Genomic DNA, 21,056 nt, shown 5'->3' with positions numbered 1-21,056 from the left:
CACAATTGCTAATGCAAAACTAATACAAAACTTTTACAAATTAGCAGTTTCTAATATAAAAGTGATTTTGTATATCTATTTGATATAAAGGGGGAAAAGATGGTCGGCATAGCAGGATTTGAACCTGCGACCCCTGACACCCCATGTTAACAAGCTGGAACTAGGTAAGGCACTGTATTAAAAGGGTTTTATTTGTTTTAACTGTACTTTTAAACAGTGTATTAAGTGAAAAAATCGCATTTGGCGTATTTAATTAAATCAATAACTTAGGTTCTATTTTACCACAGCTTTTTATATAAAAACCTTGTTAGATCTGTACTTTGATGTGAGGAACTTGAACCCACTCAATACCCTTTCCATAGCTTGTATATATCTTTGTCGATTTACTGTCTGAATGGCCCATTCTTTCCTGAGGGCTGATGCCTTGTGCTTCAATTAAGCGTGCGGCCATACCTCTAATTTCATGGTAAGTTGGTCGTTCTTCTTTTGGTAAATTTGAAAACAAACCAAGCTGATCTCGGACATTTGAAAATTCTCGACTTATATTGTGGCTAACTATCTGAGTGATATGTTTTACCTCTTTGCTCATTGGGTTGGACCGACTCTTAGGCAACTTATGAACAACATAAGGTGAAGCTATATTATCTCGACTGGTGTCGATAATGTCTTTGATGGTTTGGCCTATTGGTATAACTACATGTGAGGCTTCGGCCTTATGGGTTTTTTGGCGGTGAATAGCTATTTCACCATAAATAACATCACCAGCAACGATAGTTGGTTCGTCATACCAAATACAACCACATCGGCCTTGCTCGGCTTTTTTTATCTTGTACTCGATTCGTGATATTTCTAAAACTGCATGTGTTGTTTGCAGTGTTAAATCCATTGCGGTTTTAAGCCAGAGCGGGGCAGCCTCACGGATCAATGTAAAAGACTTAACATCAAGCGCCTTACGCTTTTTAGCTTCTTTTGGTCGTTTAATTTTAAGCTTAGCTGGATTTTCTTTCATTTCTCCAATGTCTTTAGCATAGTCAAATACTAATTCCAAAAAGCCTAACTTGCGATTATATACGTTGTTGCTGGCCTTGCCGTGAAATTCGTCCATATAGTCAGTCACTGTGCCAAGATCAATTTGGTTGCCAGGCATGCTAAAGAAACCTTTAACGCGCGTCATATCGTTATTCCATGTTGAAAGTAGGCTTTTGCCTGGCTCTTTGTCTGTGATCATGCGTTCAAGAATCGCATCGCAGTGCTCAGCAAGCGGTGACGATTTACTATCACTAGACAAAATCACATCAAGCATTGAAGCACGTTTTAAGCGGTTGTACTCAGTTGCTATTATTATAGCTTCCGTTCTATTCTTACTGATAACTTTGCGCTCGCCATTAGTAAGCGTTAATCGGTAGCCTTTACCGCTTTCAAAGTATAAATAGGGCGGAAGATCCCTATTATTGTTATTTCGTTTCCTTGGTGCCATTTAACTGTTCGCCGCTAAATCAAGTGCTATTGAATGTGCCTTACTGATTGACCCCGGTACTTGGTCATCATAAATATATGCATGTTGACCAGGGCCAATTAGTTCGCCTTTCACTGTGCCTTCAATTACCCAGTTACGCAAGCATCGCTGATTAGGCATAGACTCGGGCGAAAAGTGTTGTTCAGCCCATTTCCTAGCTTTCATTAACTTTGGCTTATTCATGAATCACCTCTCTCATAATTTTTTAATCGCTGGCTTTCTTTGCTAGCAATTTCAATGTTTGGTTTTAATAGCTTTTTATTGGCATTGCCAATAGCGCTATCAGTCAGATCAAGACCTTTAAACACTTTGGTTTTGTTATGCTCTTGTTGAATAATCTCGTTGCGTTCAAAATCGCGCATTTCAATAACTTCATCAAAATGATCTTCACAAGCTACAGCGCCTCGATATTCATACGCTTCATGGCTTTCAAGCTGTTTTTTACACTTGCTACATATATAAGCCATTAATCACCTATGCTGTTTTCTTGTTATCAATCGGGTTTGCAGCCAAATAGATGGCACTATTAATATGTCCTGCCACTATCTCTAAACGCTCTGTAAAATCTTCGTCTTGGTCTGGTATTTCCATATCGTAATAAGTGCGTCCATTCACTGTGCTGTAGTAGATTCGTATCTTTGGCTCTGTCATTACATCATTCATGTAAAGCTGAAATAGCTTCACAGGTTCACCTGGCTTATCAGGCATTGCTATTCGCATCTGTCGAAATAGATGAGTTAAATACTGTTTGCAAGTTGGTCGTTTTTTCATGGCTCTACCTCTTTTGCAGGAATGATTAAAAACTCATGTTCGCTGATCTGTATCTGATCGCCAAAATCCAATAAGTCACCACCTTCCAACAGATTTTTACAGGCAAAAAGATAGTCAAAATTGCCTGATTGGATAGCCTTATCAAGTAGCGTAATCATCACTAGCTCCTTTAATTTTTCTGACTCAAAGCTTCTGAAGTTAAGGGCGCAAACGTGCAGCCCTGAGGCGCTATTTATTTCCTCCTCTTTTTTATACATGTCAGCAAAGAAATTAATGGCTTTTTCTGTATCAACAACGTTTGCAGAAAAACTAACTTTGCAACCTTTCTTAAATAGTTCAGTAAGATGATCTGTCATTGGTTTGTTTTTCCTTTATCATCAAGCTTTGCAGCCTTTTTAGGTTTAAGCGCAAACCAGTTATGCGCTCGGCGTTTAACTTGTGGTTTCATGAATAATTTCACACTTTCTTTGTTTGTTTCGATACACAAAAGCCATCAAAGCTGCTGCTTCAGTACTTCCTGTTTTCGAAATATATGCATCGATACCATCTTTATTAAATAGTTCTATTTCTGCAGGTGTAAGGTAATGCCCTGCATGTATTTCACAATTGAGTAGTTTCATTGCTCTATCATTTTGAGATAGGTCTACGGTTTCAGTTGAAGGTGTGTAATATAGAACTGCGTAAATTGTGTTTAGGCTGTGATCTACCACCTTTGAGATATGTTCAGGTTGATAGCCTATATCTCTAAGAGTACAAATAAGTGCACGATCATATGAATTTACCTTTGAAAGGTGATTATCACTTCCATACTTCCTGAAAGATAAGCCATGTTTTTTACAGTAATTGATAACGTTTGATTTAGAACAGCTCAATTGATTTGCGGCTTCTTCAATTGTAAGTTTATTGTTTATGCACTTGTTTAATTGATGTATAAACAACTCTTCATTTTCTATTCTTCTAAGGCGGTTCAATCCTAGTTTTTTTCGTCTTGATTGAACCTGAGTTGACTTAATTGTCATTTCGTTAGCTATTTCTTGATCGCTTAAGCCTCTATGGAATAGTTCTTGGAGTTTTTCCTCTTCAAAGTTAAGCCAGAGAATATGTCCTCTTAGGTAGTGATGGTACAAGCTTGCTACCTGTTGAACACAGCTATTCAACTTTAACGCTATCTGCTCAAATGAAGAGTGAGGCGCTTTAGATTTTTCTTCAATAGTGCCCAAAATTAGAAGATCTCTTTCTGTTACAGCCTTTTCTTTTAGCTCTTCAACTTTATATCTAGTCATGCCGCTTTCGCCTTCTTATTTAATTTTCCCACTTCATTACCCCAAACAGACCAGCCTTTAACACGCTTACGAGAAAATAACTCGATACGAGGCACGTCACCTGCGAGCTCTACGCACGCCTCTCTAAACTCGTTTGGCTTTTCGCTATGCTGTCCCACCTTAAAAGCACCGCTAAATATTGTGTGCTTCAAAACTTCATCTAAGCTTTCAGGATCGTAGTGACCCACGGCTCTAACTGAATGGCTTGCAACTTTCGGTTTTCCTTTAATTGCGATAATGGCTGACTCGCTCCCACCGCGAGTCCAAAAGCCCATACCAAAAAATGGAATGTTATTTACAGTGAGCTTGTTCCATACGAAGCCATTCATATTTTTAAGTGTGAATCCCCATGCTTTCACAACGTCTAAGGCTTCTTGTGGCATTGCGCCGACATACCACAGAACCAATATGCAATCGTCGGCTGCAATGTCATCTATAGGCATTGCTTTGATTTCATCTACAGTCATTGTCGACTTGTATTGATGCTTAGCACCGCTTGTCATGCTTCCACCTGTCTTTTTATTGCTGAATGACCAAGCGGGATCAGCGTATATAAGGTTGAATTTATTGCCTTTAAATTGTTCAAACATGGGGCCTTCCTTACATACACATCAATAGAGCAGGGTACTGCAAGCCGATGGGCGCGAATGGGATATCATCATCAAAATCTATAGGTGGCTCCATAGGGTTTTGAGGTCCGCCGTACTGCTGTGATTGTTGCGGTTTAGGGGCATATCCACCTTGCGAATTGTTATTACGAGCATTGCTTTGACGTTGATTGTTCTGTTGTCCGCCTTGATGGTGACTTCTTTGTTGCTGTCCACCTTGATATCCGCCTTGTTGATGACCGCCCTGATAACCACCACCTTGATAGCCAGTTCCTTGATGTTGATCGTTACTACGGCCACCAAGCATCTGCATCTGCCCGCCCATGTCGACAACGATTTCTGTTGTGAATTTTTCTTGGCCTGATTGGTCGGTCCATTTGCGAGTTTGCAAGCGACCTTCAATGTAAACCTGTGAACCTTTACGTAAGTATTCACCGGCTACTTCAGCAAGTTTCCCGAACAAAATGACGCGATGCCATTCTGTGCGCTCTTGCAATTGACCTGTATTTTTGTCCTTCCAGCTATCAGTTGTAGCCACACTGATATTTGCCACGCCATTGCCATTAGGCATGTAACGCACTTCAGGATCTTGGCCTAAGTTGCCTACTAAGATTACTTTATTAACTCCGCGAGCCATGGTTTACCCCTTACTTAACTAATACTTCTCGAGCGCCGTTATGACCAGGCGCGGTGATGATGCCGTTTGCTTCAAGCTGTTCAACTAATCGAGCAGCTCGGTTATAGCCAATTCGAAATTTACGCTGAAGACGTGAGACAGATGCGTGCTGAGACTTTTGAACAAAATTAACTGCTTCGGCATAGAATTCATCATTGCCATTGTTGTCTTGAAATTTTGAGAGCAATGATTCGTTAGAATCGTCTTGATCTTCAGGGAACCCATTAACAAGGCCGCCATTTGTAAGCTCGGTCACCATTTCGACCAATTCACTTGCAATTAAAATGAAGTCTGCATCTAACTTAATTGGCATATCTTCAGCAGGAATATCAGCGTTTTCTTCTTTCAGTGTGTCTGAATAGCCGACTTGTTTGATGGCACCATCATTTTGGAAGTTAAACTTGATACGGTCTTTCCAGTTAAGAGCTAGTTTTGTTACTCGCTTACCCAAATCTAAATGAGCTTTAATTTCGTCACCTTGTAAGTCATGGCCTTTCAGTTTTACAATTGCGCCACTATCGTCTGCCTCTTGCATTTCGGCATCTGCGCCAATTGAGAAGTTGGCAGGGGTAGAAAAGTTAGTTAACCAATCAGTAAGAAAGACATCCAAATCAAATTCGCCAAATGCTGGAACTATTGGCAGGGTGCCAAGTGACTTACGCAATAGGGCGGTGAGCTCTTCAGCCTTTCCAAAACTAGCGCTGTTAACCACTAATAAACCGCTGTCCATATCAATGAATGCGTATTGTAGGCTTGATTTAGTAAACGCTTGAGGTAGCAACGTGTGCAAAGTGTTTTCTTTTAGTTCGTCACGTTCTTTCTTCTTAACTGTGCGATTTTCCTCAAGTTCAATTTGCTCAATTTTTTCGGCAACTATTTCATTAATCACAGCCGCTGGAAGGACTTTTTCTTCACGTTTAGCGCACACTAGGATTTTGCGATTTGAAAAGTGGCATAGTGCTTCACCATGCTTCCCAAAAGCTTTAGTCCAACCTAAAGTTGACAACTCTTGTTCACCACAATGACGAAACATATCTTGCTCAAGTGCTTCGTTGAATTGTTCATTATTGAACTCAATTTCTTGCTTGAATTTATAAATTATTAAATTTGAAAAAAGCATAAAATTACCTTTAAAAAAATTCTTCATTGATGAGCTCTTGAGTGAAATTTTGTTCAAGAGGCACCCACTCAAAAATTGGTTTTTTAGTACGCTTGGAGTATTGCAAAGCACCTTTTTTATCTGCTTTATGTACTCGTCTCATACCTTTTAAAGCTCGTATATCGCCCGTTTTATTTGCTAGCTCTATAAAGTCATCAACTAGGCTTGGACTTGATAATTCGCCGCTGACAGCTGTAGGTTTTGACTTTAAAAACAATTCTTCAGTCATAACCTCAACCAGTTGTTTGTGCTGTGCTGGATTTTTTGGCGCAAGTTCGCCACGCATAGCATTTACCTTCTTTTCAGCAGCGGCTTTACATTTCTTTTTACTTACGCCAAAGACACAAAACATACTGGACCTACTTGGTTGTGAGCCAGACAGCGGTGGCAACTAAAAACACAATTGCCCCAATGACAGCAGTTAATTTAATAAATTCTTTGCGTTTTCGAGCCTTGCAAGCGCGTGTTGAGTTGCCTCGAATTGCCATGTAATCGTGCATCATAATTAAGCCGCTCTATCTGTATGACTTACTGGTTTTATGCCACCTAGAACCTCGATTAGGCAGTGCATCTTTCTACACGTTTTAAAAGCTTCAGTTCTATTTCGAGTAAATTTCCCACCAGGTAAAACCCAACCTTCAACGTTTTCTATTTTTGCGCTTACTACTATTGCTGACCCAAAAATAATGTTGTTACAACGTAAGTGCTGAGTCATACGGTGTTGAGCTATTCTTGTTACTGATGAAATAGTTTCTCCCCTTAAATGACGCGCCCGAAGGCGCTACATTTGTTTAAAGTTTGGAATTAAGCAGCAAGCGCTTTGTTTAATTCTGCTTCTAAGAATGCGATGTGACTTTCTGCTACTTCTAGCTGATCACAAACGCGGTCTAATTCATCGTTCTCTGCTCGGTCCATTGCACTCGGCCATAAATCCAGAGGGATATAGCCATCAGTATTAGTTGTAGCTTCAAAAACGTCTGACTTGATTGTCCCGCCTAGAAGCGGTGCATCTTGAGATTGAAGTTGGTTATCTTCTTGTTGTTCAAATTGAGCCTGCTGAACGCTATGCACATCTTGGCTGGTGACTTGATCTTCAATTGGCTGAGCAACTGAGTTAACAGATTCAAGTTGTTTGGCTTGTGTAAGCATCATTCGCAGTTGCTGAATTACCTGTGCTTGAAGCTGGATAACTTCATCTAGACGAGGCCCAAAGTCACTTTCAGTAGGTGTATAGTTTTCTAACTGAGTAATACGGTCTTGGATCACTTGGCTAGACTTGCCAAAGAAATCCATAGGGCTGTTACGCAATTTATTAATGCGGTTTTCAATAGTGCGCTCTTTTTCAATTTTCTCTTCTTTGGCACGTAACTCAGCACGTTCAGCTTCAACTTTTTCGTTAGCTTTTGCTGTCTGATACATTTCATTAAGTGTTTCGATCACTTCTTTTTTAGCGTCGATAGCTTCATGAATAATGTCTTTGTGGAATGAATCAGTTTCGATGAGATCTACTGACTCCAGTGCATCAGCAATATACTGAGAGTCTTTGCCCTTGCATTGCTGAATAAAACCTTTGAACTCAGCAATATCTAGGCGCTGCTTATCTAGCATTGCTTCGTGTTCTGCTTTAATACGTGCTGCTTCTTCTTTACGGCGTTTATCCTCTGCTTCAAACGCTGTAATGATAGGATTGTAAATAACATCAATTTTATTGATTAAGTCATCACCGTGATCTTTTAGCTCACTAGTGAAGCTGATTCGACGATCATTGATTGCCTTGGCTAGCTTGTTACGCTCAGTTCGAATTTTACGGGCTTCTTTGAAGTCATCATCATCTTGCATATCAAGTTTTAATGACTTCGGGTACTTCTTACGAAGTTCTGCCAGACCTTGTTTTGTTAGGTCTTCTTGAAATACGACTTCTACTAGACTTGTTGCAGTGCTTTGCTTTGCTGTAGTCATGGTGCTATGCTCCATTTAGTTTCTTAGGTTGATTAGTGCTTGTTGATGCGCTTCGTTTACCTGGCTAACAAAATTGGTTGCGTCAATTTTGTTTGCTCTACAATGGCCCTTAACCTCTTGAAGCAGTTTCTTATGGTTAAGGTTTAAAATTGATTCGTTCTCAGCGCTTGTGATCAGGTCGCTGATTTTTGTTTTGATCCAATTCAAAAACTTTTTGTTTTTATTTATTGCCTCATCTTGGTTTTGCTTCTCAAGCTCAGCTTTTTTGCGGTCTTTGATTGCTATTGCTTTGTCTCGAATATCGATTCTGTTTACGGCTTCAGCGTATTTGTAAGCTTTGTTGTAAGCTTCTCGCATTGATTCCATTAACTCAGCAGATTCAATCGCCTCTAAGTACTTATCGAACTTAGCTTTTGGTAACGCCCAATCAGGTAGTTGTGGAGGAAACCATTGTGCTTCCATTTTTGGGCCGTTTTTCTGTTGCTTATTAAGCGGAATGCGTATGTATTCACCATCGCACTCGAAGCGGTTATTGACTGGTGAGCAAGTTGCAAACTCTGATTCAAGAGAGTAGAGGTAACGGCCAATCCCAAATTGAACGGCTGTTCGCTTCATGGCGCCTGATAGAGCGCCTTTAAGTGGCTCTATATTCGTGTACTCTGCGCCATCCCACTTAGTTACCCATTTATCACCAATGCGAACTTTTAACCCGCAAAGGTAGCCTTTACCGTTAGATGCTTCTTGATAGACATTCTCCCAGCCATCCAGACCTAGAACGTCATCTAATCGTTGTTGGATTGCGCGGTTAGTGATGTATGGAATAACCATTACCCAAGGCTTTTGCTTGTTAGATACACCGCTTTGTTGAACACGCCATTCAATGTCATGTTCTTCAAAAGGATCTGCCAATAGGTCTTTTATTTTTGTAACGTCCATGGTCTTAGCTCACTAAATCAAGAGGGCAGTTAAGCTGATTAAGCTCGTCGGTTACCGCATTGATTTTTTGCGCTGAATCTTTCGCATTTAGCAAGATGGTCTCTAAGGCAACAGTCTCGTTTGACTCGTCTTTTATGAAGATTGAAACCACATCATTAGATGGCGAAACACTCACGCAAGCTGTGTGCTTAGCAAGTGCGAAAGTAAGCGATGCTGAAATTAGACGATGTAGTGCTAGTTCAACTGACTCTTTATGTTGTTTAGTGTTGCTATCCATGTTGATACCTTTGTTCATTTTTCTAAACTTAATTTAAGTTTATATATACAAACAAATCTGTCAACAAAAAAGTTCATAAAACTAAACTTTTGGTTCGGGGTTATAAATTTCTATTGGTGTTTCTGTGTGCTTAAGAATGTTTAAACGGGAATGTTGATATATAGCTATTTATTGTTTAGGGTTAGTTAAGACCTAAGTTAAGCGACGTGATTTATATGGATATAATTTTAATTATTGGTGGGATTTTCGTAGTTTGGTATTTACTTGATAATCGTGACACAGATAAAACAAAGACTAAAGAAAAAAGATATGAGCGGTTTGAAACTGAGAATGGTTATGTAGAACGCGAACAAACAAGAGTTTTTACTAGTTCTTCTACAAAATTCAATGTAAATAATGAGAAGCTAGAGAAGCCTATAGACCATATTCCAAAAGTATCATCCAACGTTCAACAGCCCTTAGAACATAAACCAGACCTGATCTCTAGGCAAGAAGCAGCAGTTATTCAGCGTAATGCTGGTTCAAAAACCAAAAAGTGTTCCAAGTGCCTAAATAACCTTGCAATCTCATCCTTTGGGCAAAGCGAAAGAAATAAGGACGGTTTAACCAAGTGGTGCCTTGACTGCTTGAGAGCTGATAATAGCAGGAAGCAAATAAAGTATAAGATTTGCTCAGGTTGTGGGAAAAGGCGAAGAGGTACAAGTTTCTACCATTCTAATAAGACTCAAGATGGTCTTACAAAATGGTGCAAATCTTGTCATAGAGGTTAGTTAAAAATCTTGTATGACTTGTTTGACTACCCCAATGATAGTGCAGTTTCCATTGATAGGCATTGTCGGGTAGCTGTTATTAAATGGCTTTAAGTATTTCGCACCTCCATCAATAACTAATTGCTTTAAAGTTGCTTCGTTGCTGTCTTCTAGTCTTGCGACGATTACTTTTCCATGTTCAGCTTGCATGTTCGGGTCAACTATTATTACAGAGCCCTCAGGTATTGACTTCCCACCCGTAAAACTCGTCATACTGTCACCTTTAACACGAAGTGCAAATGCTTCATCACTAACATTTGCTGTATGTTGATAGAAAGTGATGTCAGATGCTTGTTGCAAACTTTCCAAATCAATTTCTTTCCATTTGCCAGCCTGTACCCAAGATATTAGAGGGGCCTTGCCTCTAAGGTCTGGGCCTAGCTCTAATTCTAGGTTTTTATTGGGTAACCCTTTTCCTTCAATTAACCATGTAAGATTACAGCGTAAAAACTTAGCTAATCTAACAGCGTTTTCGCCTCTAGGCTTGCTTACACCATTACGCCACTGACTTACGGTTCCCTTAGAGATTTTCAGTTTGTTGACTATATCAATTCCTTTAACACCCTCAGATTTCATCTGTGCTTCTAAACGTTCTTGAAATGTCATTTTTATATTCTCTAAGTATAGTTATCTAAACATCTTACTATTTTATTGGTTCACTTTGCTTGACTTGTAAATGTTCATAAAACTATACTTCTCGCATACTTATTTAGGAGATGTATATGAAAACCAGCGATGCAGTTTCATATTTTGGTAGTAAGTCAAAGTTAGCTAAAGCTTTTTCTCCACCGTTAAGCAAAGGATCAATAACCCATTGGACAAATGATGGTCGAGTTCCTCGCGGTCGAGCTTTTGAACTTCAAATGATCACAAAGGGGGCGCTCAAAGTTGATCTGTCTCTTTATGAGAATGATCAGCCTAAGTCAGCAGCATAAGGAATAATATAAATGCTTTTATCTAAAAAAAGTACGTGTGCTCATGCACCAGCCGCACGATGCCCAATGGCAGCAGCTGAAAGTTATAAGAATGACTACAACATTGCTGAACTTGCTAGACAGATGGGTATGAATCCAACAGTTCTTAGAAGCAAGTTGGATGATGGTTGTGATACTCACATTCTTGGGTATCGACAAATTATTGCAATGTCAGACCTAACACAAGACTACCGTTCACTAGAAGCCTGGGCATTTAGCGTAGGCAAAACAGTTGTTGATTTGCCTGATGTTGGTTTATCAGATGAAGAACTAGCAGACCAAATACTTCAGTTGCAAGCCGCATGCGGTGACTTTGCTAAAGCTGTTCACACTTCACGTTCTGATGGCGTCATTACCGAATCAAATTTCGACGTTATTCAAAAGCGGGCCCAACAAGCTATTACAGCTATTTTGCATGTAACAGCTGAGCTCGAGCAAATGGTGCGTCCTGATCCAAATGAACCGGCTTCAGTGAAAGCTACATCATTGAAGGTGGCTTAGTTGTGGGTAGTAATAAAACACAAAGACAGAAAGCGGCTGAAGGCTACGAAGCATACTCAAAAAGCGTTGAACGTTTAGGCAAACAAATCAGTGAAGAAGCGATTGAGCTAGGCCTTCATGATTCAGCAATGGTGGGGTTTGTTGCTGATGTTGTTAGGGGTATCGATGGCCTACCTGAAAGCCAGGTAGGCCGGCTGATAAGTAAGGCTTAACAGCCTACTTTGCCTTTTTCATATACAGAAGAAGATATTTTGAACTCTTTTTCAAAATCGACTTTAAGAAGTGTTAGTCCTTTTGAGGTTAAGTAGTAATTGGCGTTATCTGCGTGATCGCCATCAAACATCAAGTAGCCATTTGCTACTAAGTAATAAAGGGTTGCTCTTAACAAAGGTATATCCATTTTCACGTCGAAGTCAGGGGCTTCATAACGTTGAAGGTGGATCTTTTGTGGTAATGGGAATTGCTCTGCGAGGTTATTTAAAAGCGGTTTAGCAATTCTATTAAAAGAAGAAATATCGAAGTTCATTTTTAGTCCTTTTGTGTGGCTGGTTTTTGTAATTCGCACTTGCATGCTAGCAGACAAAAGGGCGCTTTAAAATTGGCAGTTTGTGATGTGTTAACTGTGAAAGGTTGGCAATGGTGAGGGTGCCTAGCCACCGTTAGTGGGTGGCTAGGACTTTCTTATAAGAGCCCTGCAGTGTATAGCGCTAAAACCATCGATGCTAATGCATAGATAATTTTAGAGATATCTACAGTGATCTTAACAGAGACTTGAAACTTCATGAGAAATCTCACTCCATCACAAGTCGCCGAGCGCTCAGCGACCAATGAAAATTTGGCCGACGAGTTCCGAGCCTTGCAAACTCGGAGGCAAGGGAGGGGAGTCTATTAGTCCCTAATCACGTCTAGGGCAACGGTCTGTGCAAGCCAATAGACTAACTCTCCCTGTCGCTACCGCCTATAGCGAACATACAGAATGTGTGTTTTTTAAAACTTATTCAAGTAGTTAATGGAGTCGTAATGGATGCAGCTGATAGTGCTCAAATTGAAATAGAGCGAGAACAAGAAAGACAGTTAGCGAACTTAAAACAAGAAGATATTCAAGAGTCATTAGATTGTGTTGAGTGCGGTGCTGATATTCCTGAAGAGCGTAGAAAGGCAGTTAAAACGAATTTGTGTATTGGATGCGCTGAACTTCAAGAAATACAAAGACGCCAGTTTAGGCGTTGAGTATGAGCTTTATAGTTCGTCACTCTATAAGCATTGGGGTGCTGCTGATGGTGATAAGTACTCTCGCCAGTAAACATGAAACAATTTCTGATTTATTAGCCATGTTAGCTGTGATGGCTTTTGTAATTAACTTAATTGGTTGCGTGGTTATTGGAAGAAGAAAACTGAATAAAGCAAAAGAATTTAAGGCGCGAGCTACAGCAAAGGCTGATGTAACTCGCAGATAAAACAAAACCCGCATCAGCTTTGGTCGGCACGATAGCGGGTTGAGTAATAACAGGAGTAATTATGGCTAATTTAGCAGAGATTTACAAGTTCCCATGTAGCCAGGAGCAAACCAAACAGGCCGAGGTCGTTACTGTGGCAAGTTTAGAAAAAGGCTTTACGCGCCTAGCAAATACATTGCTGGATGCTGCGATTAGTCATGATATGACAAAACGTCAATATAAGGTGTTTCTAGCAGTCATACGTAAGACGTATGGCTTTCAGAAGAAGCGTGACCGGATTAGTGGTTCTCAGTTATCTGAGATAACTAATATGCCAAGAGCACGCTGTAGTGAAGTATTGAATGAATTGATTGAAATGAAGCTGATTATCCGTACAGGCGGAACTCAAGGCGAGCTAGAAATCAATAAAAAAACGAGCGAATGGACAGAGCATAAACCTAAGAAGTGTTACCAAAACAGTACTAGCAAAAAACCAAAACAGTACAGTACTGAAACAGTAACACTTACTAGTACTGAAACGGTAACACATGCTAGTACTGAAACAGTACACACAAAAGAAAGTCTTAAAGACAACTCTAAAGATAAAGAATTAACTAAAGTTAATTCTTGCTCAGAGCAAGGCTCTGAACCAGCCGTTGCATGGATACCGACCAACAAAAAAGATGAACGTTACGAAATAACCCAAACCCAAATTGATGAATGGTCTGAAACGTATCCGGCAGTTGATGTTTTACAGCAACTACGAGAAATGTATTCGTGGAGTAATGCAAATCCCACTCGTCGTAAAACACAGCGAGGTATGCCGCGATTTATTGTTAGTTGGTTATCGAGAGAGCAGGACCGGCCATCAGCACCAAGTCATTTTAGCCAACGCAAATCTAATAACGTTGGTGACCAACTAGCTGCAATGCAAGCAGCGGTGGCACACATGCCTGCACTTCATGATGACGAGGTGATCGGATGAACAATCAAATATCAACACTCAATCAATCGCAACGCTGTCCTGATCAGGCGCTTGCAAGCCTGATCGGTGGTGAGATATTGCCAGCGCTAAGAGCTTACTACCCAGCAAGTGATTTTAATTGGCGTGGAAACTTAGAGCAGACAGCAGTTGAATATGCGAATCAACTCTTTGGGATGAAGTTCTTAGTGAAGGAAATCAGAGCTGCGCTTAATTTGGCTAGAACTCGATCTGTTTCAGAACGTCACGCGCCAAACCCCATTGAATTTAAAATTTTATGTTTGCATGCCCGCGGTATGCCAACACTTGCGCAATGTATGGCTGAGATAAACGACCAACGAGTTAAAAACTACGGCAAAGACAAAGAATGGTCTGAGCCTTTAGTTTACTGGCTTAACCAAAGTATTGCTGCAGCAAGAGCAAATCTTACTGATAGCGCTTGGCAGAAAATGGCTAAAGAGAAATACACAAACCTTGCAGAGCTATATGGCAAAGGGGAACTCAACCCTATACCGCTAAAGCTTGAGTACTCAGCGCCACCGGCTTACTTGAAGTACGTGGTGTGAGCCATGAAGTCTTACGAACAAGACCAAAAGCAATTCATCCGTGCACTAAAAGAGATTTTAGGTGATGGGTATTGGCTTGCAGTCGCTGAAGCGCGTAAGGCCAAGGAAGGGGTGCTTAAAGGAATAAATGAGCCAAGCGCAAGAGACTTAAATGCAGCTACTGCAGCAGGTAATAGGGTAATGGCCAGAGCAGCAAAACTTGCTGGTGTTCATAGCGTCCCTCAGTACATCAAGGACCAGAAGGAAGCATTTAAACAGGAAAAGATTAAACGTGAAGAGTCTCGCCGTCAGCATCGCAAGGCTGCAAATCAGATGAGCAATGTAAAAGCTCACCCGGGTAACTTCACATCAAATAAGGTTCCATCACATCAGGGTTATTCGCTCAACGCTGAAATGGGAAAAACATTTAAACAAGCACGAACTGCATAGAGGTTAATCATGGCACAAGTAAAGAAAAGCACATTACAGCAACTATCACCAACCGGCGAGCTGATCAGTGATGGGTTCCTATCAGCTGCAAAAGGGCATGCAGCAAAAGCTATACAAGAGGGAAGCCAGGCAAATGTGAATAAAGCAATCGAACTACTGGTTAAGTCAACAACAGTGATCACTGAGCGATACAACTTGCCCCGTGATTTACGTGACTCAATGCTAGCGGCAACGGCAGAAGTATTGAAACTGGCACACAAAGAGGAAGTAGCCAAGCAAGAACCTGCAAAAGAACCAGAGAAGGCTGCGTAAATGGCAAAGAAAGTTTTAACGGCCACTAATGCCCAGTATTACTTGCCTCAAATAGGGCAAGCAGTAAGAGATATGCTGCGCTTTGGTAAAGACGTTGTGATTGAGTTCAAAGAATTCAAGGCAAAGCGTTCTTTAGCTCAAAACCGACTTATGTGGGTGTGGAATCAGGAAATAGCTGAACACTTGCGAGAGCATTTTGGACAAGAAAACAGCTCAGAAGATGTTCACGAAGTATTTGTGCGCAAAAAGTTTGGTGTGCGCGTTATCCAAGCAGGCAATGAAGAGCCAATCATTGTTAGAAAACGAACACGAAAGCTGAATACCAAAGAGTTTACAGAATACCTTAATTGGCTAGAGCAATACTGCGCAGAGTACTTAGAGCTAATGCTAACAAGGCCTGACGATTTATACATGCTCGCTCTATATGGAGAAACAAATGTCGCTCATTAGTAAGAAAATTCGCAGTAGCGCCAGAGGCCAACAATGCCAAGTGCGCATACCGGGTGTGTGCAATGGCAATTGTGAAACAGTGGTACTTGCGCATGTAGGGAAAGGATCAGGTATGGGCCAGAAGTGTGATGACATACATGCAACGTATGCGTGCTCGGCATGCCACGATGTTATTGATAACAGAACTCGGGTAGGTGATCCGCGTATAAATCGTTTGTATGCATATGAAGGGATGATCAGAACGCAATCAATTCTATTAGAGCAAGGTTTAATTGAGGTACCAAGCGCATGCTAACAATTGGAATAGATCCTGACTTTGTTAAAAGTGGTATTGCTGTAATTCAAGGGAAAACTATTTTACACCTTGAGTCACTTAGCTTTGTTGACCTGTTTGAATACATCGCTGCAGCTGGTCCAAAAGACTCAATCACAATCAAAGTAGAAAACCCCGAAGCAATAAAGCCTTTATTTGGTGAGAAAGTTAAGAACAAGCGATCAGTGCGCGAAAAAATTTGCCAAGACGTTGGCGCATGCAAAGCGACAGGTCGGCTAATTTGTGAAGTTCTTGAAAGCCAAGGTTACCAAGTCAATAAAGTAAGACCTCTTAAAGGGCCACATAAGCGACAAGCTAAAAAAGACGGCAATTACTTCAATAAAATCACAGGGTGGCAAGGCCGAACAAACGAAGACAAACGTGACGCAGCAATGATTGCGCTTTGGGGGTAAACAGAATGCAGCCGATTAAACTACTAGCAAAACTAACAACTAAAACACTTAATCTAACTGGTACGTTTGGCGGCAGTGGTCAAGACGTCATAGATTGGAGAACGGCAGCGCATGCACTTGCTGGACTGCCACCATGTCAAACTGGATGGGCTTACTTTAGATATGTAGGTGAAGAGCAAAGACTTAAACGTGTAGTAAGATCTTTAACGATGCATGCAACGGTTTTTATCAAGATACGGCAGTACAAGATAAAGCCCGACACATTAAACGGCCTAGTAATGTCGGCAATATATGAGCACGTACAGCCGGTATGCAATGAATGCGATGGAAGCGGCCTAGCGCCTGGGGAGAAAGCGACAAGTCCTAGCCCTGATATTTGCATTCACTGCCATGGTAGAGGGCGCAAGCCAATATCAAAGAGAAGTCGTTGCCAAATCATCGGTATCAATCACAAAAGCTACAGCTGTGCACATGACGAAGTAACCAAAGAGCTTCTAAGGCTAATTAGTGAATGGGAGAGAGATATATTTAAAAACATCTATGAAAAGATGGAAGATGTAGCTTAAAAAATAACTGGTCGGAGCAGTTATTATGTATTATGATGTTGATGTGGGCGATTTTATAGCCTTCAAAGTGGTTAAAGCGCTACCAAACAATCGTTTGGTAGCAATTATTCATACAGAAACTAGTACAAATAATGTTAGCACTAATATTTTAAGCTAGTTTCCTCTTTAGAGGAATAAGAAATGACAAAAAAGCGAATTATAGCAGCCAAAAAAGATAAAAAAGGAAATATCATTGCTGTTAAGAGTGAGGGTAATAAGAGGTTTTATAATAAGGATCAGGCAATAAAGCTAGCAGAAAAAGGAGTGTTAGATTTAGTTGTAGTAAACCCGAGCAATAAGGATAAACACATTAGGACTCCACCCAACAAAAAGGTAAAGGATAACTTAGATAACTTACCATCATCATGACATCATTAAGCCCAGCAGTCTGGGCTTTTACTTTTCCGCTTTTAACTTTTTAAAACAAGACATTTGCAAATTTTCTGCGCACTATTACTGCGCAGTATCTCATATTCCACTTTAGCTATTTGATTTCATTAATATATAAAATAAAGCATAATTACCAGAGTGCGCAGAATTACGATTAAATGCGCTATGATAAAAGAAGCTCGGCATAGCATTAAAAGGAGGTAACATGCAAAAAAAGCTCGCTAACATAAAAGTACAGCCAGTAGGATTTGGCGACTACTGCAATTTCACATTAGCTTTAGATATCGACAATGAACATTTAGAGGCTTATTTCAATAAGAATGATACGAAAGCGACGATTGCATATAAGCTTCGTTCATTGGCAGAAAGAATTGAAAATAATGAACAGAAATAGCTTTTTTTCAAAAAATATGTGCAACATCATTAGAGCCATAGCATATATTTTATTTTCAATCCTAACTCTATGGATGGGGTGGTCTGGAGTTTTCTTTTATGGTGACAGAGGTGACGCCGCAATGTGGTTTGCTAGAAGTGGTGCTATTGTAACAATATTTGCAGCTATGGCTGAGGTTCTAATGGCTCAATATTGGGTTGGTAGTATAAATCAAGGAATCACGAGTACAAGCATCTCTGATTTTGCTAAAAGGCATAGGGAAGTCATTTTATTTCTTCAAGGGTTATCTGGGTTTTTAATAGTTATAGGAACAATGGTTTGGGCATACGGTGACTTGATATATACAACATGGAAGTAGCGCCCACTATTAAGGTGGGCGGCGTTGGTTATTATTTTAACTTGAGTTCTTTCTGAGCTTTTTGAACATTATTAAGCGTTCCATGTAAAGAGTCCGCCATAATGCTCCAATGGATATCCCGAAAATTGTCGTTTGCAGTCATCATCACTAGAGAAGCATTGACTTGTGAAAGTAAGTAATCAACCTCTTCAATATCAACTTCAGAAGACTGGCATTTGCACTGGCAGCTCTTTACATCATTAGTTTTTGAGCGACTAAATTTAACTAAGAATGATTTTAAAAATTTCATGGTTCACCATTTTTTAAATGAGAACACACTTTGAGTGTGACGAATTCAGTATGAAATTCGTCTTTTGCTGTCATGAATAAATAGAGATACGAACACTGATAACTTAAAAATGGTTCGATTGAGCTTTTTAAAAGGCGGTACGTAGACTGGCCGGTGGCTCAGTATTTGAAAGCTTTCATTTCCATCAACTTCTCCGCTATTTACCTTAATCCTTTTGCAATATTCCTTTATGTAGGAATCAAAATCGTCATTTAGCGATTGCTTCACAGCACGACGCGAATTGCTTTTCGACACTCTTGAAACTGCTAGGAAGGTAATGGGACAAATAGTCATCAACAAATGCTGTATTTAGATATAATTGAATTAAAAGTAGAATACCTCTCAGAAAAATAAAATCAATAACTTAATAGCGCCTATAGTAATAGTCAGGCAGCTGAAATGATGTAAGATATTTGAAAGAAGTTGATAATTTAATAAAACAAATCTCATTAGTATTAATGGAAGCTAGCTTGCTTATGGATAAAAACAAACCTAAAACAATGGAAGAATTTGGCACTTGGTTTAAAAGAACCACCCTTGCTTATGTGGCCCTAATTTTTGTTCTGGTTCTTTCATATGGCTATCTCGTTAAAGGGGGTAGCTGGGGAAGTCTTAGTGATGTAGTGATCGCTGTATTTACTATTTTAATTGCTTACACAACTAATTTGATATTAATAGCAGCTTGGCTAGCAAGCAACGACTGGAATAAAGAAAAAAAGTATGAGTTAGGTTTATCACTATTATCAAATTTAGTTTCGTTTTATGCATTATGCTGGGAGCTAAGGGTCTTAAGAGTCAGGTCATTTCATGAGTACAAATGGATTTTAATGGAAGACAAAGAAATTGAATCTTGTTCGATATTGCAAGATGATGATGCTACTAATGAATGTATCAAAAATGTTAAAATTGCAGTTAAAGACTCAAAAGAAGAATTAATGATTATTAAGAGAAAAATTAAAGAGTTGGAAAGTAGAGCTGAAAAATTACATGGAAATTGTCTTCTAGAGGCTTCTATATACGGAAACGACATTGTGGAAAAAGTGGATGAGTTTGTTAAACAATCCAAAAATATAAAAACAAGCAATAAAGGAGCAAATACCTCCTTTAATGATATAGCCAAGCTTGTGCTTCATAGTCCAAGAAATTTACCTAATCTTCCTTCTGATAAGGAAACTTTGGCATTGCTAAACGATTACTCTAATTATAGTCATTTGGATGAAATTGATATGGAATTTGCAGATGAACACTGAGATATTAGAAAGTAACTTCAACAAAGCCAACAGCTTTAGAGATCTACCAAATGGAGTAGCAGGCTTAATCGAAAAGAACAAAGATGCAACCTTTTATGGCATTGCTAGCGGCCGGTCGATGGAAGGTGTTGGGATTTTTGACGGTGACCTGTTAATAATCGACCGCAGTGTTGATGTTAAGCAAGGCGATGTTATTGTTTGTGCATACAATGGTGTTTTCGTTTGTAAGATTGCAGACTTGAAGAATAATCTGCTGCTTTCAGCTAGCGAGGAATACCCACCTGTAAAAGTTACCAAGCATGATGAGTACCTTTTTGAAGGGGTTGTAATTAGTTCTGTGCGAATGCATAGAGGAAGTGTTAAGGACACGTTTTAATTATGAGTGATAAAATGACAAAGCCTAAGAATAAGCAGTTTTTTTCAATTGATGAGAGCGTAGGACTGCATAAAAACTACTCATTTAGACTTGCTATACTTCTACCTTTAGCTATAAGCGTAATCCTTATCATAATATTCACAGTTCAGTTAGCGCTTAAAGGGCAGTTTTGGTTTTCTATTTCTCAGCCTGGTGTAACCGCATTTGTAAAATATTTTACCTTTCCAATATCCTTACTGTCATTAAGCATAGTCTTTGGGGTTATGGTTGCCAGGTTTCACTCATCAAAGCAAAAAGCTAAGAGTAATGAGATAACTGAAAGAAATAATTCAGTTAATTACTTTTATAAGACTCACGAGGAATTTGAGAAGTTTTGCATGAAGTTAATAAAATCAGGAGATAATGGCTTTAAGGGTATTAAGGCAAATATTTGTTATGAGGCGATGTTTGATTCAAGTTCACCTAAAGCGCCATCGCTCTTTGTAGGTGACAACTTTTTTCGCTCTATCAATAGTTACTATTCTGTTTACATTGATAATTTTGTTAATTACCTAGGTAGTAACGATTTCAAAATAGCAAATTCCGGCACCAAATTGACCGGTGAGGGCCCAAGGCATAATTTTAGTAGAGGTTTAGCAGATAAGCTTGAAAAACTAGGATTAGAATTTGATCGGCCAGGTACTTCTAGTGATTTGAATATTGAAAAAGGCCTTAAAGAGTTTTACGAATCTATATTTGAGCTTTTTTCCTTTCCTGGCTTGGAAAACAAATTAAAATCAAAAGAAAAGCTAAATGAAATTCATGAGGAGTGGATTTCATTTCTTAAGACGCACCCGAAGTATATTGAGTTTATGGGCTTGCAAACCCCCCAATCCTGATATAGTATTTTCCATGTTGAAGAAATCCGCTTAGTTTACTGCTGAGCGGATTTTTTTGTTTATATTTT

At 39.6% G+C, this 21,056-nt stretch carries 36 protein-coding genes and 1 pseudogene; 20 read left to right on the top strand and 17 right to left on the bottom strand.

Annotated elements, in window-relative coordinates:
• Positions 1-307 precede the first annotated feature (307 nt).
• From KQP93_RS10460 to KQP93_RS10400, 14 genes and pseudogenes are all read right to left on the bottom strand, one after another.
• A complete protein-coding gene (locus KQP93_RS10460; protein ID WP_217874324.1) occupies positions 308-1,303 on the bottom strand; it encodes a recombinase in 996 nt (331 codons plus the stop codon).
• A 174-nt stretch (positions 1,304-1,477) separates the two neighbouring features.
• Positions 1,478-1,699, bottom strand: a complete 222-nt coding sequence (locus tag KQP93_RS10455) for a hypothetical protein (protein WP_217874323.1) — start codon at positions 1,697-1,699, stop codon at positions 1,478-1,480.
• Positions 1,696-1,983: a hypothetical protein gene (locus KQP93_RS10450; RefSeq protein ID WP_217874322.1), complete on the bottom strand. Its 288-nt coding sequence runs from the start codon at positions 1,981-1,983 to the stop codon at positions 1,696-1,698. The genes KQP93_RS10455 and KQP93_RS10450 overlap by 4 nt, the downstream gene beginning before the upstream one ends.
• A gap of 7 nt (positions 1,984-1,990) precedes the next feature.
• On the bottom strand, positions 1,991-2,287 hold the full coding sequence (locus KQP93_RS10445; RefSeq protein WP_217874321.1) for a hypothetical protein: 297 nt from the start codon (positions 2,285-2,287) through the stop codon (positions 1,991-1,993).
• Complete coding sequence (locus KQP93_RS10440; protein ID WP_217874320.1) at positions 2,284-2,643, bottom strand: hypothetical protein; 360 nt, start codon at positions 2,641-2,643, stop codon at positions 2,284-2,286. The genes KQP93_RS10445 and KQP93_RS10440 overlap by 4 nt, the downstream gene beginning before the upstream one ends.
• A 75-nt stretch (positions 2,644-2,718) precedes the next feature.
• Positions 2,719-3,570 carry a hypothetical protein gene (locus tag KQP93_RS10435; protein ID WP_217874319.1) on the bottom strand — a complete coding sequence of 284 codons (852 nt, stop codon included), beginning with the start codon at positions 3,568-3,570 and terminating at the stop codon, positions 2,719-2,721.
• Positions 3,567-4,199: an MT-A70 family methyltransferase gene (locus KQP93_RS10430; RefSeq protein WP_217874318.1), complete on the bottom strand. Its 633-nt coding sequence runs from the start codon at positions 4,197-4,199 to the stop codon at positions 3,567-3,569. Before KQP93_RS10430 ends, KQP93_RS10435 begins: the two co-directional genes overlap by 4 nt.
• 10 nt (positions 4,200-4,209) lie before the next feature.
• Complete coding sequence (gene ssb / locus KQP93_RS10425) at positions 4,210-4,854, bottom strand: single-stranded DNA-binding protein (RefSeq protein ID WP_217874317.1); 645 nt, start codon at positions 4,852-4,854, stop codon at positions 4,210-4,212.
• 10 nt (positions 4,855-4,864) lie between these two features.
• Positions 4,865-5,152, bottom strand: coding sequence for a DNA translocase FtsK (locus tag KQP93_RS21585; RefSeq protein WP_303396568.1), 288 nt, complete (start codon positions 5,150-5,152; stop codon positions 4,865-4,867).
• A pseudogene (rdgC, locus tag KQP93_RS10420) lies at positions 5,129-6,013 on the bottom strand (recombination-associated protein RdgC); the annotation flags it as partial. The pseudogene rdgC and the gene KQP93_RS21585, both read right to left, overlap by 24 nt.
• A gap of 10 nt (positions 6,014-6,023) precedes the next feature.
• On the bottom strand, positions 6,024-6,404 hold the full coding sequence (locus tag KQP93_RS10415) for a hypothetical protein (RefSeq protein WP_217874316.1): 381 nt from the start codon (positions 6,402-6,404) through the stop codon (positions 6,024-6,026).
• 452 nt (positions 6,405-6,856) lie between these two features.
• Positions 6,857-8,026 (bottom strand): DUF1351 domain-containing protein, encoded by a 1,170-nt coding sequence (locus KQP93_RS10410; RefSeq protein ID WP_217874315.1) that lies wholly within the window; start codon positions 8,024-8,026, stop codon positions 6,857-6,859.
• Positions 8,027-8,947, bottom strand: coding sequence for a Rad52/Rad22 family DNA repair protein (locus tag KQP93_RS10405; RefSeq protein ID WP_217874314.1), 921 nt, complete (start codon positions 8,945-8,947; stop codon positions 8,027-8,029). It abuts the gene before it with no gap.
• A 4-nt stretch (positions 8,948-8,951) separates the two neighbouring features.
• Positions 8,952-9,224, bottom strand: a complete 273-nt coding sequence (locus KQP93_RS10400; RefSeq protein WP_217874313.1) for a hypothetical protein — start codon at positions 9,222-9,224, stop codon at positions 8,952-8,954.
• A 215-nt stretch (positions 9,225-9,439) separates the two neighbouring features.
• On the opposite strand from KQP93_RS10400, the gene KQP93_RS10395 reads away from it, so the two are divergent.
• Positions 9,440-9,994 (top strand): hypothetical protein, encoded by a 555-nt coding sequence (locus tag KQP93_RS10395; protein WP_062564185.1) that lies wholly within the window; start codon positions 9,440-9,442, stop codon positions 9,992-9,994.
• On the opposite strand, the gene KQP93_RS10390 is transcribed toward KQP93_RS10395, so the two are convergent.
• Entirely contained in the window at positions 9,995-10,639 is a 645-nt protein-coding gene (locus KQP93_RS10390; protein WP_082710844.1) for a LexA family protein, read from the bottom strand.
• A gap of 116 nt (positions 10,640-10,755) precedes the next feature.
• Here KQP93_RS10390 and KQP93_RS10385 point away from each other — a divergent pair, with 116 nt between their 5' ends.
• The 3 genes from KQP93_RS10385 to KQP93_RS10375 are packed head-to-tail and all read left to right on the top strand — an operon-like array spanning position 10,756 to position 11,720.
• Entirely contained in the window at positions 10,756-10,968 is a 213-nt protein-coding gene (locus tag KQP93_RS10385; RefSeq protein WP_217874312.1) for a Cro/CI family transcriptional regulator, read from the top strand.
• Between the two features lie 12 nt (positions 10,969-10,980).
• Complete coding sequence (locus KQP93_RS10380; RefSeq protein WP_062564183.1) at positions 10,981-11,508, top strand: phage regulatory CII family protein; 528 nt, start codon at positions 10,981-10,983, stop codon at positions 11,506-11,508.
• Between the two features lie 2 nt (positions 11,509-11,510).
• Positions 11,511-11,720 (top strand): hypothetical protein, encoded by a 210-nt coding sequence (locus KQP93_RS10375; protein WP_217874311.1) that lies wholly within the window; start codon positions 11,511-11,513, stop codon positions 11,718-11,720.
• Here KQP93_RS10375 and KQP93_RS10370 read toward each other — a convergent pair.
• Positions 11,717-12,034 (bottom strand): hypothetical protein, encoded by a 318-nt coding sequence (locus tag KQP93_RS10370; protein WP_217874310.1) that lies wholly within the window; start codon positions 12,032-12,034, stop codon positions 11,717-11,719. The genes KQP93_RS10375 and KQP93_RS10370 overlap by 4 nt on opposite strands.
• Positions 12,035-12,528: 494 nt before the next feature.
• Between KQP93_RS10370 and KQP93_RS10365 the strand changes: the two genes are divergently transcribed.
• The 13 genes from KQP93_RS10365 to KQP93_RS10305 all read left to right on the top strand — a co-directional run bounded on the left by KQP93_RS10365 (position 12,529) and on the right by KQP93_RS10305 (position 18,156).
• Entirely contained in the window at positions 12,529-12,738 is a 210-nt protein-coding gene (locus tag KQP93_RS10365; RefSeq protein WP_217874309.1) for a TraR/DksA C4-type zinc finger protein, read from the top strand.
• A gap of 2 nt (positions 12,739-12,740) precedes the next feature.
• Entirely contained in the window at positions 12,741-12,965 is a 225-nt protein-coding gene (locus KQP93_RS10360) for a hypothetical protein (protein WP_217874308.1), read from the top strand.
• Positions 12,966-13,026: 61 nt separating this feature from the next.
• Entirely contained in the window at positions 13,027-13,929 is a 903-nt protein-coding gene (locus tag KQP93_RS10355; protein WP_217874307.1) for a replication protein, read from the top strand.
• On the top strand, positions 13,926-14,492 hold the full coding sequence (locus KQP93_RS10350; protein WP_217874306.1) for a hypothetical protein: 567 nt from the start codon (positions 13,926-13,928) through the stop codon (positions 14,490-14,492). The genes KQP93_RS10355 and KQP93_RS10350 overlap by 4 nt, the downstream gene beginning before the upstream one ends.
• Before the next feature lie 3 nt (positions 14,493-14,495).
• Positions 14,496-14,921, top strand: a complete 426-nt coding sequence (locus KQP93_RS10345; RefSeq protein WP_217874305.1) for a hypothetical protein — start codon at positions 14,496-14,498, stop codon at positions 14,919-14,921.
• Positions 14,922-14,930: 9 nt separating this feature from the next.
• Positions 14,931-15,233 carry a hypothetical protein gene (locus KQP93_RS10340; RefSeq protein WP_217874304.1) on the top strand — a complete coding sequence of 101 codons (303 nt, stop codon included), beginning with the start codon at positions 14,931-14,933 and terminating at the stop codon, positions 15,231-15,233.
• Positions 15,234-15,683 (top strand): recombination protein NinB, encoded by a 450-nt coding sequence (locus KQP93_RS10335; protein WP_217874303.1) that lies wholly within the window; start codon positions 15,234-15,236, stop codon positions 15,681-15,683.
• A complete protein-coding gene (locus KQP93_RS10330; protein WP_217874302.1) occupies positions 15,670-15,978 on the top strand; it encodes a DUF1364 domain-containing protein in 309 nt (102 codons plus the stop codon). Before KQP93_RS10335 ends, KQP93_RS10330 begins: the two co-directional genes overlap by 14 nt.
• Positions 15,972-16,409 carry a hypothetical protein gene (locus KQP93_RS10325; protein ID WP_217874301.1) on the top strand — a complete coding sequence of 146 codons (438 nt, stop codon included), beginning with the start codon at positions 15,972-15,974 and terminating at the stop codon, positions 16,407-16,409. The genes KQP93_RS10330 and KQP93_RS10325 overlap by 7 nt, the downstream gene beginning before the upstream one ends.
• A 5-nt stretch (positions 16,410-16,414) precedes the next feature.
• Positions 16,415-16,975, top strand: a complete 561-nt coding sequence (locus tag KQP93_RS10320; RefSeq protein ID WP_217874300.1) for a hypothetical protein — start codon at positions 16,415-16,417, stop codon at positions 16,973-16,975.
• A 180-nt stretch (positions 16,976-17,155) separates the two neighbouring features.
• Positions 17,156-17,383: a DUF3892 domain-containing protein gene (locus tag KQP93_RS10315; protein ID WP_217874299.1), complete on the top strand. Its 228-nt coding sequence runs from the start codon at positions 17,156-17,158 to the stop codon at positions 17,381-17,383.
• Between the two features lie 226 nt (positions 17,384-17,609).
• Positions 17,610-17,798 (top strand): hypothetical protein, encoded by a 189-nt coding sequence (locus tag KQP93_RS10310; RefSeq protein WP_217874298.1) that lies wholly within the window; start codon positions 17,610-17,612, stop codon positions 17,796-17,798.
• Positions 17,785-18,156, top strand: a complete 372-nt coding sequence (locus KQP93_RS10305; RefSeq protein WP_217874297.1) for a hypothetical protein — start codon at positions 17,785-17,787, stop codon at positions 18,154-18,156. The genes KQP93_RS10310 and KQP93_RS10305 overlap by 14 nt, the downstream gene beginning before the upstream one ends.
• 31 nt (positions 18,157-18,187) lie before the next feature.
• On the opposite strand, the gene KQP93_RS10300 is transcribed toward KQP93_RS10305, so the two are convergent.
• Positions 18,188-18,445 carry a hypothetical protein gene (locus KQP93_RS10300; protein WP_217874296.1) on the bottom strand — a complete coding sequence of 86 codons (258 nt, stop codon included), beginning with the start codon at positions 18,443-18,445 and terminating at the stop codon, positions 18,188-18,190.
• A gap of 452 nt (positions 18,446-18,897) precedes the next feature.
• On the opposite strand from KQP93_RS10300, the gene KQP93_RS10295 reads away from it, so the two are divergent.
• The 3 genes from KQP93_RS10295 to KQP93_RS10285 are packed head-to-tail and all read left to right on the top strand — an operon-like array spanning position 18,898 to position 20,988.
• Positions 18,898-19,734 (top strand): hypothetical protein, encoded by an 837-nt coding sequence (locus tag KQP93_RS10295; protein ID WP_217874295.1) that lies wholly within the window; start codon positions 18,898-18,900, stop codon positions 19,732-19,734.
• Positions 19,724-20,110 carry a LexA family protein gene (locus KQP93_RS10290; protein ID WP_217874294.1) on the top strand — a complete coding sequence of 129 codons (387 nt, stop codon included), beginning with the start codon at positions 19,724-19,726 and terminating at the stop codon, positions 20,108-20,110. The genes KQP93_RS10295 and KQP93_RS10290 overlap by 11 nt, the downstream gene beginning before the upstream one ends.
• Before the next feature lie 2 nt (positions 20,111-20,112).
• Positions 20,113-20,988 carry a hypothetical protein gene (locus tag KQP93_RS10285; protein WP_217874293.1) on the top strand — a complete coding sequence of 292 codons (876 nt, stop codon included), beginning with the start codon at positions 20,113-20,115 and terminating at the stop codon, positions 20,986-20,988.
• Positions 20,989-21,056 lie beyond the last annotated feature (68 nt).

It is taken from the genome of Pseudoalteromonas shioyasakiensis, from assembly GCF_019134595.1.
GTDB lineage: Bacteria > Pseudomonadota > Gammaproteobacteria > Enterobacterales > Alteromonadaceae > Pseudoalteromonas > Pseudoalteromonas shioyasakiensis_A.
Note: the sequence above shows the minus strand (reverse complement) of the source record. Positions and strands in the feature narration are given on the sequence as shown.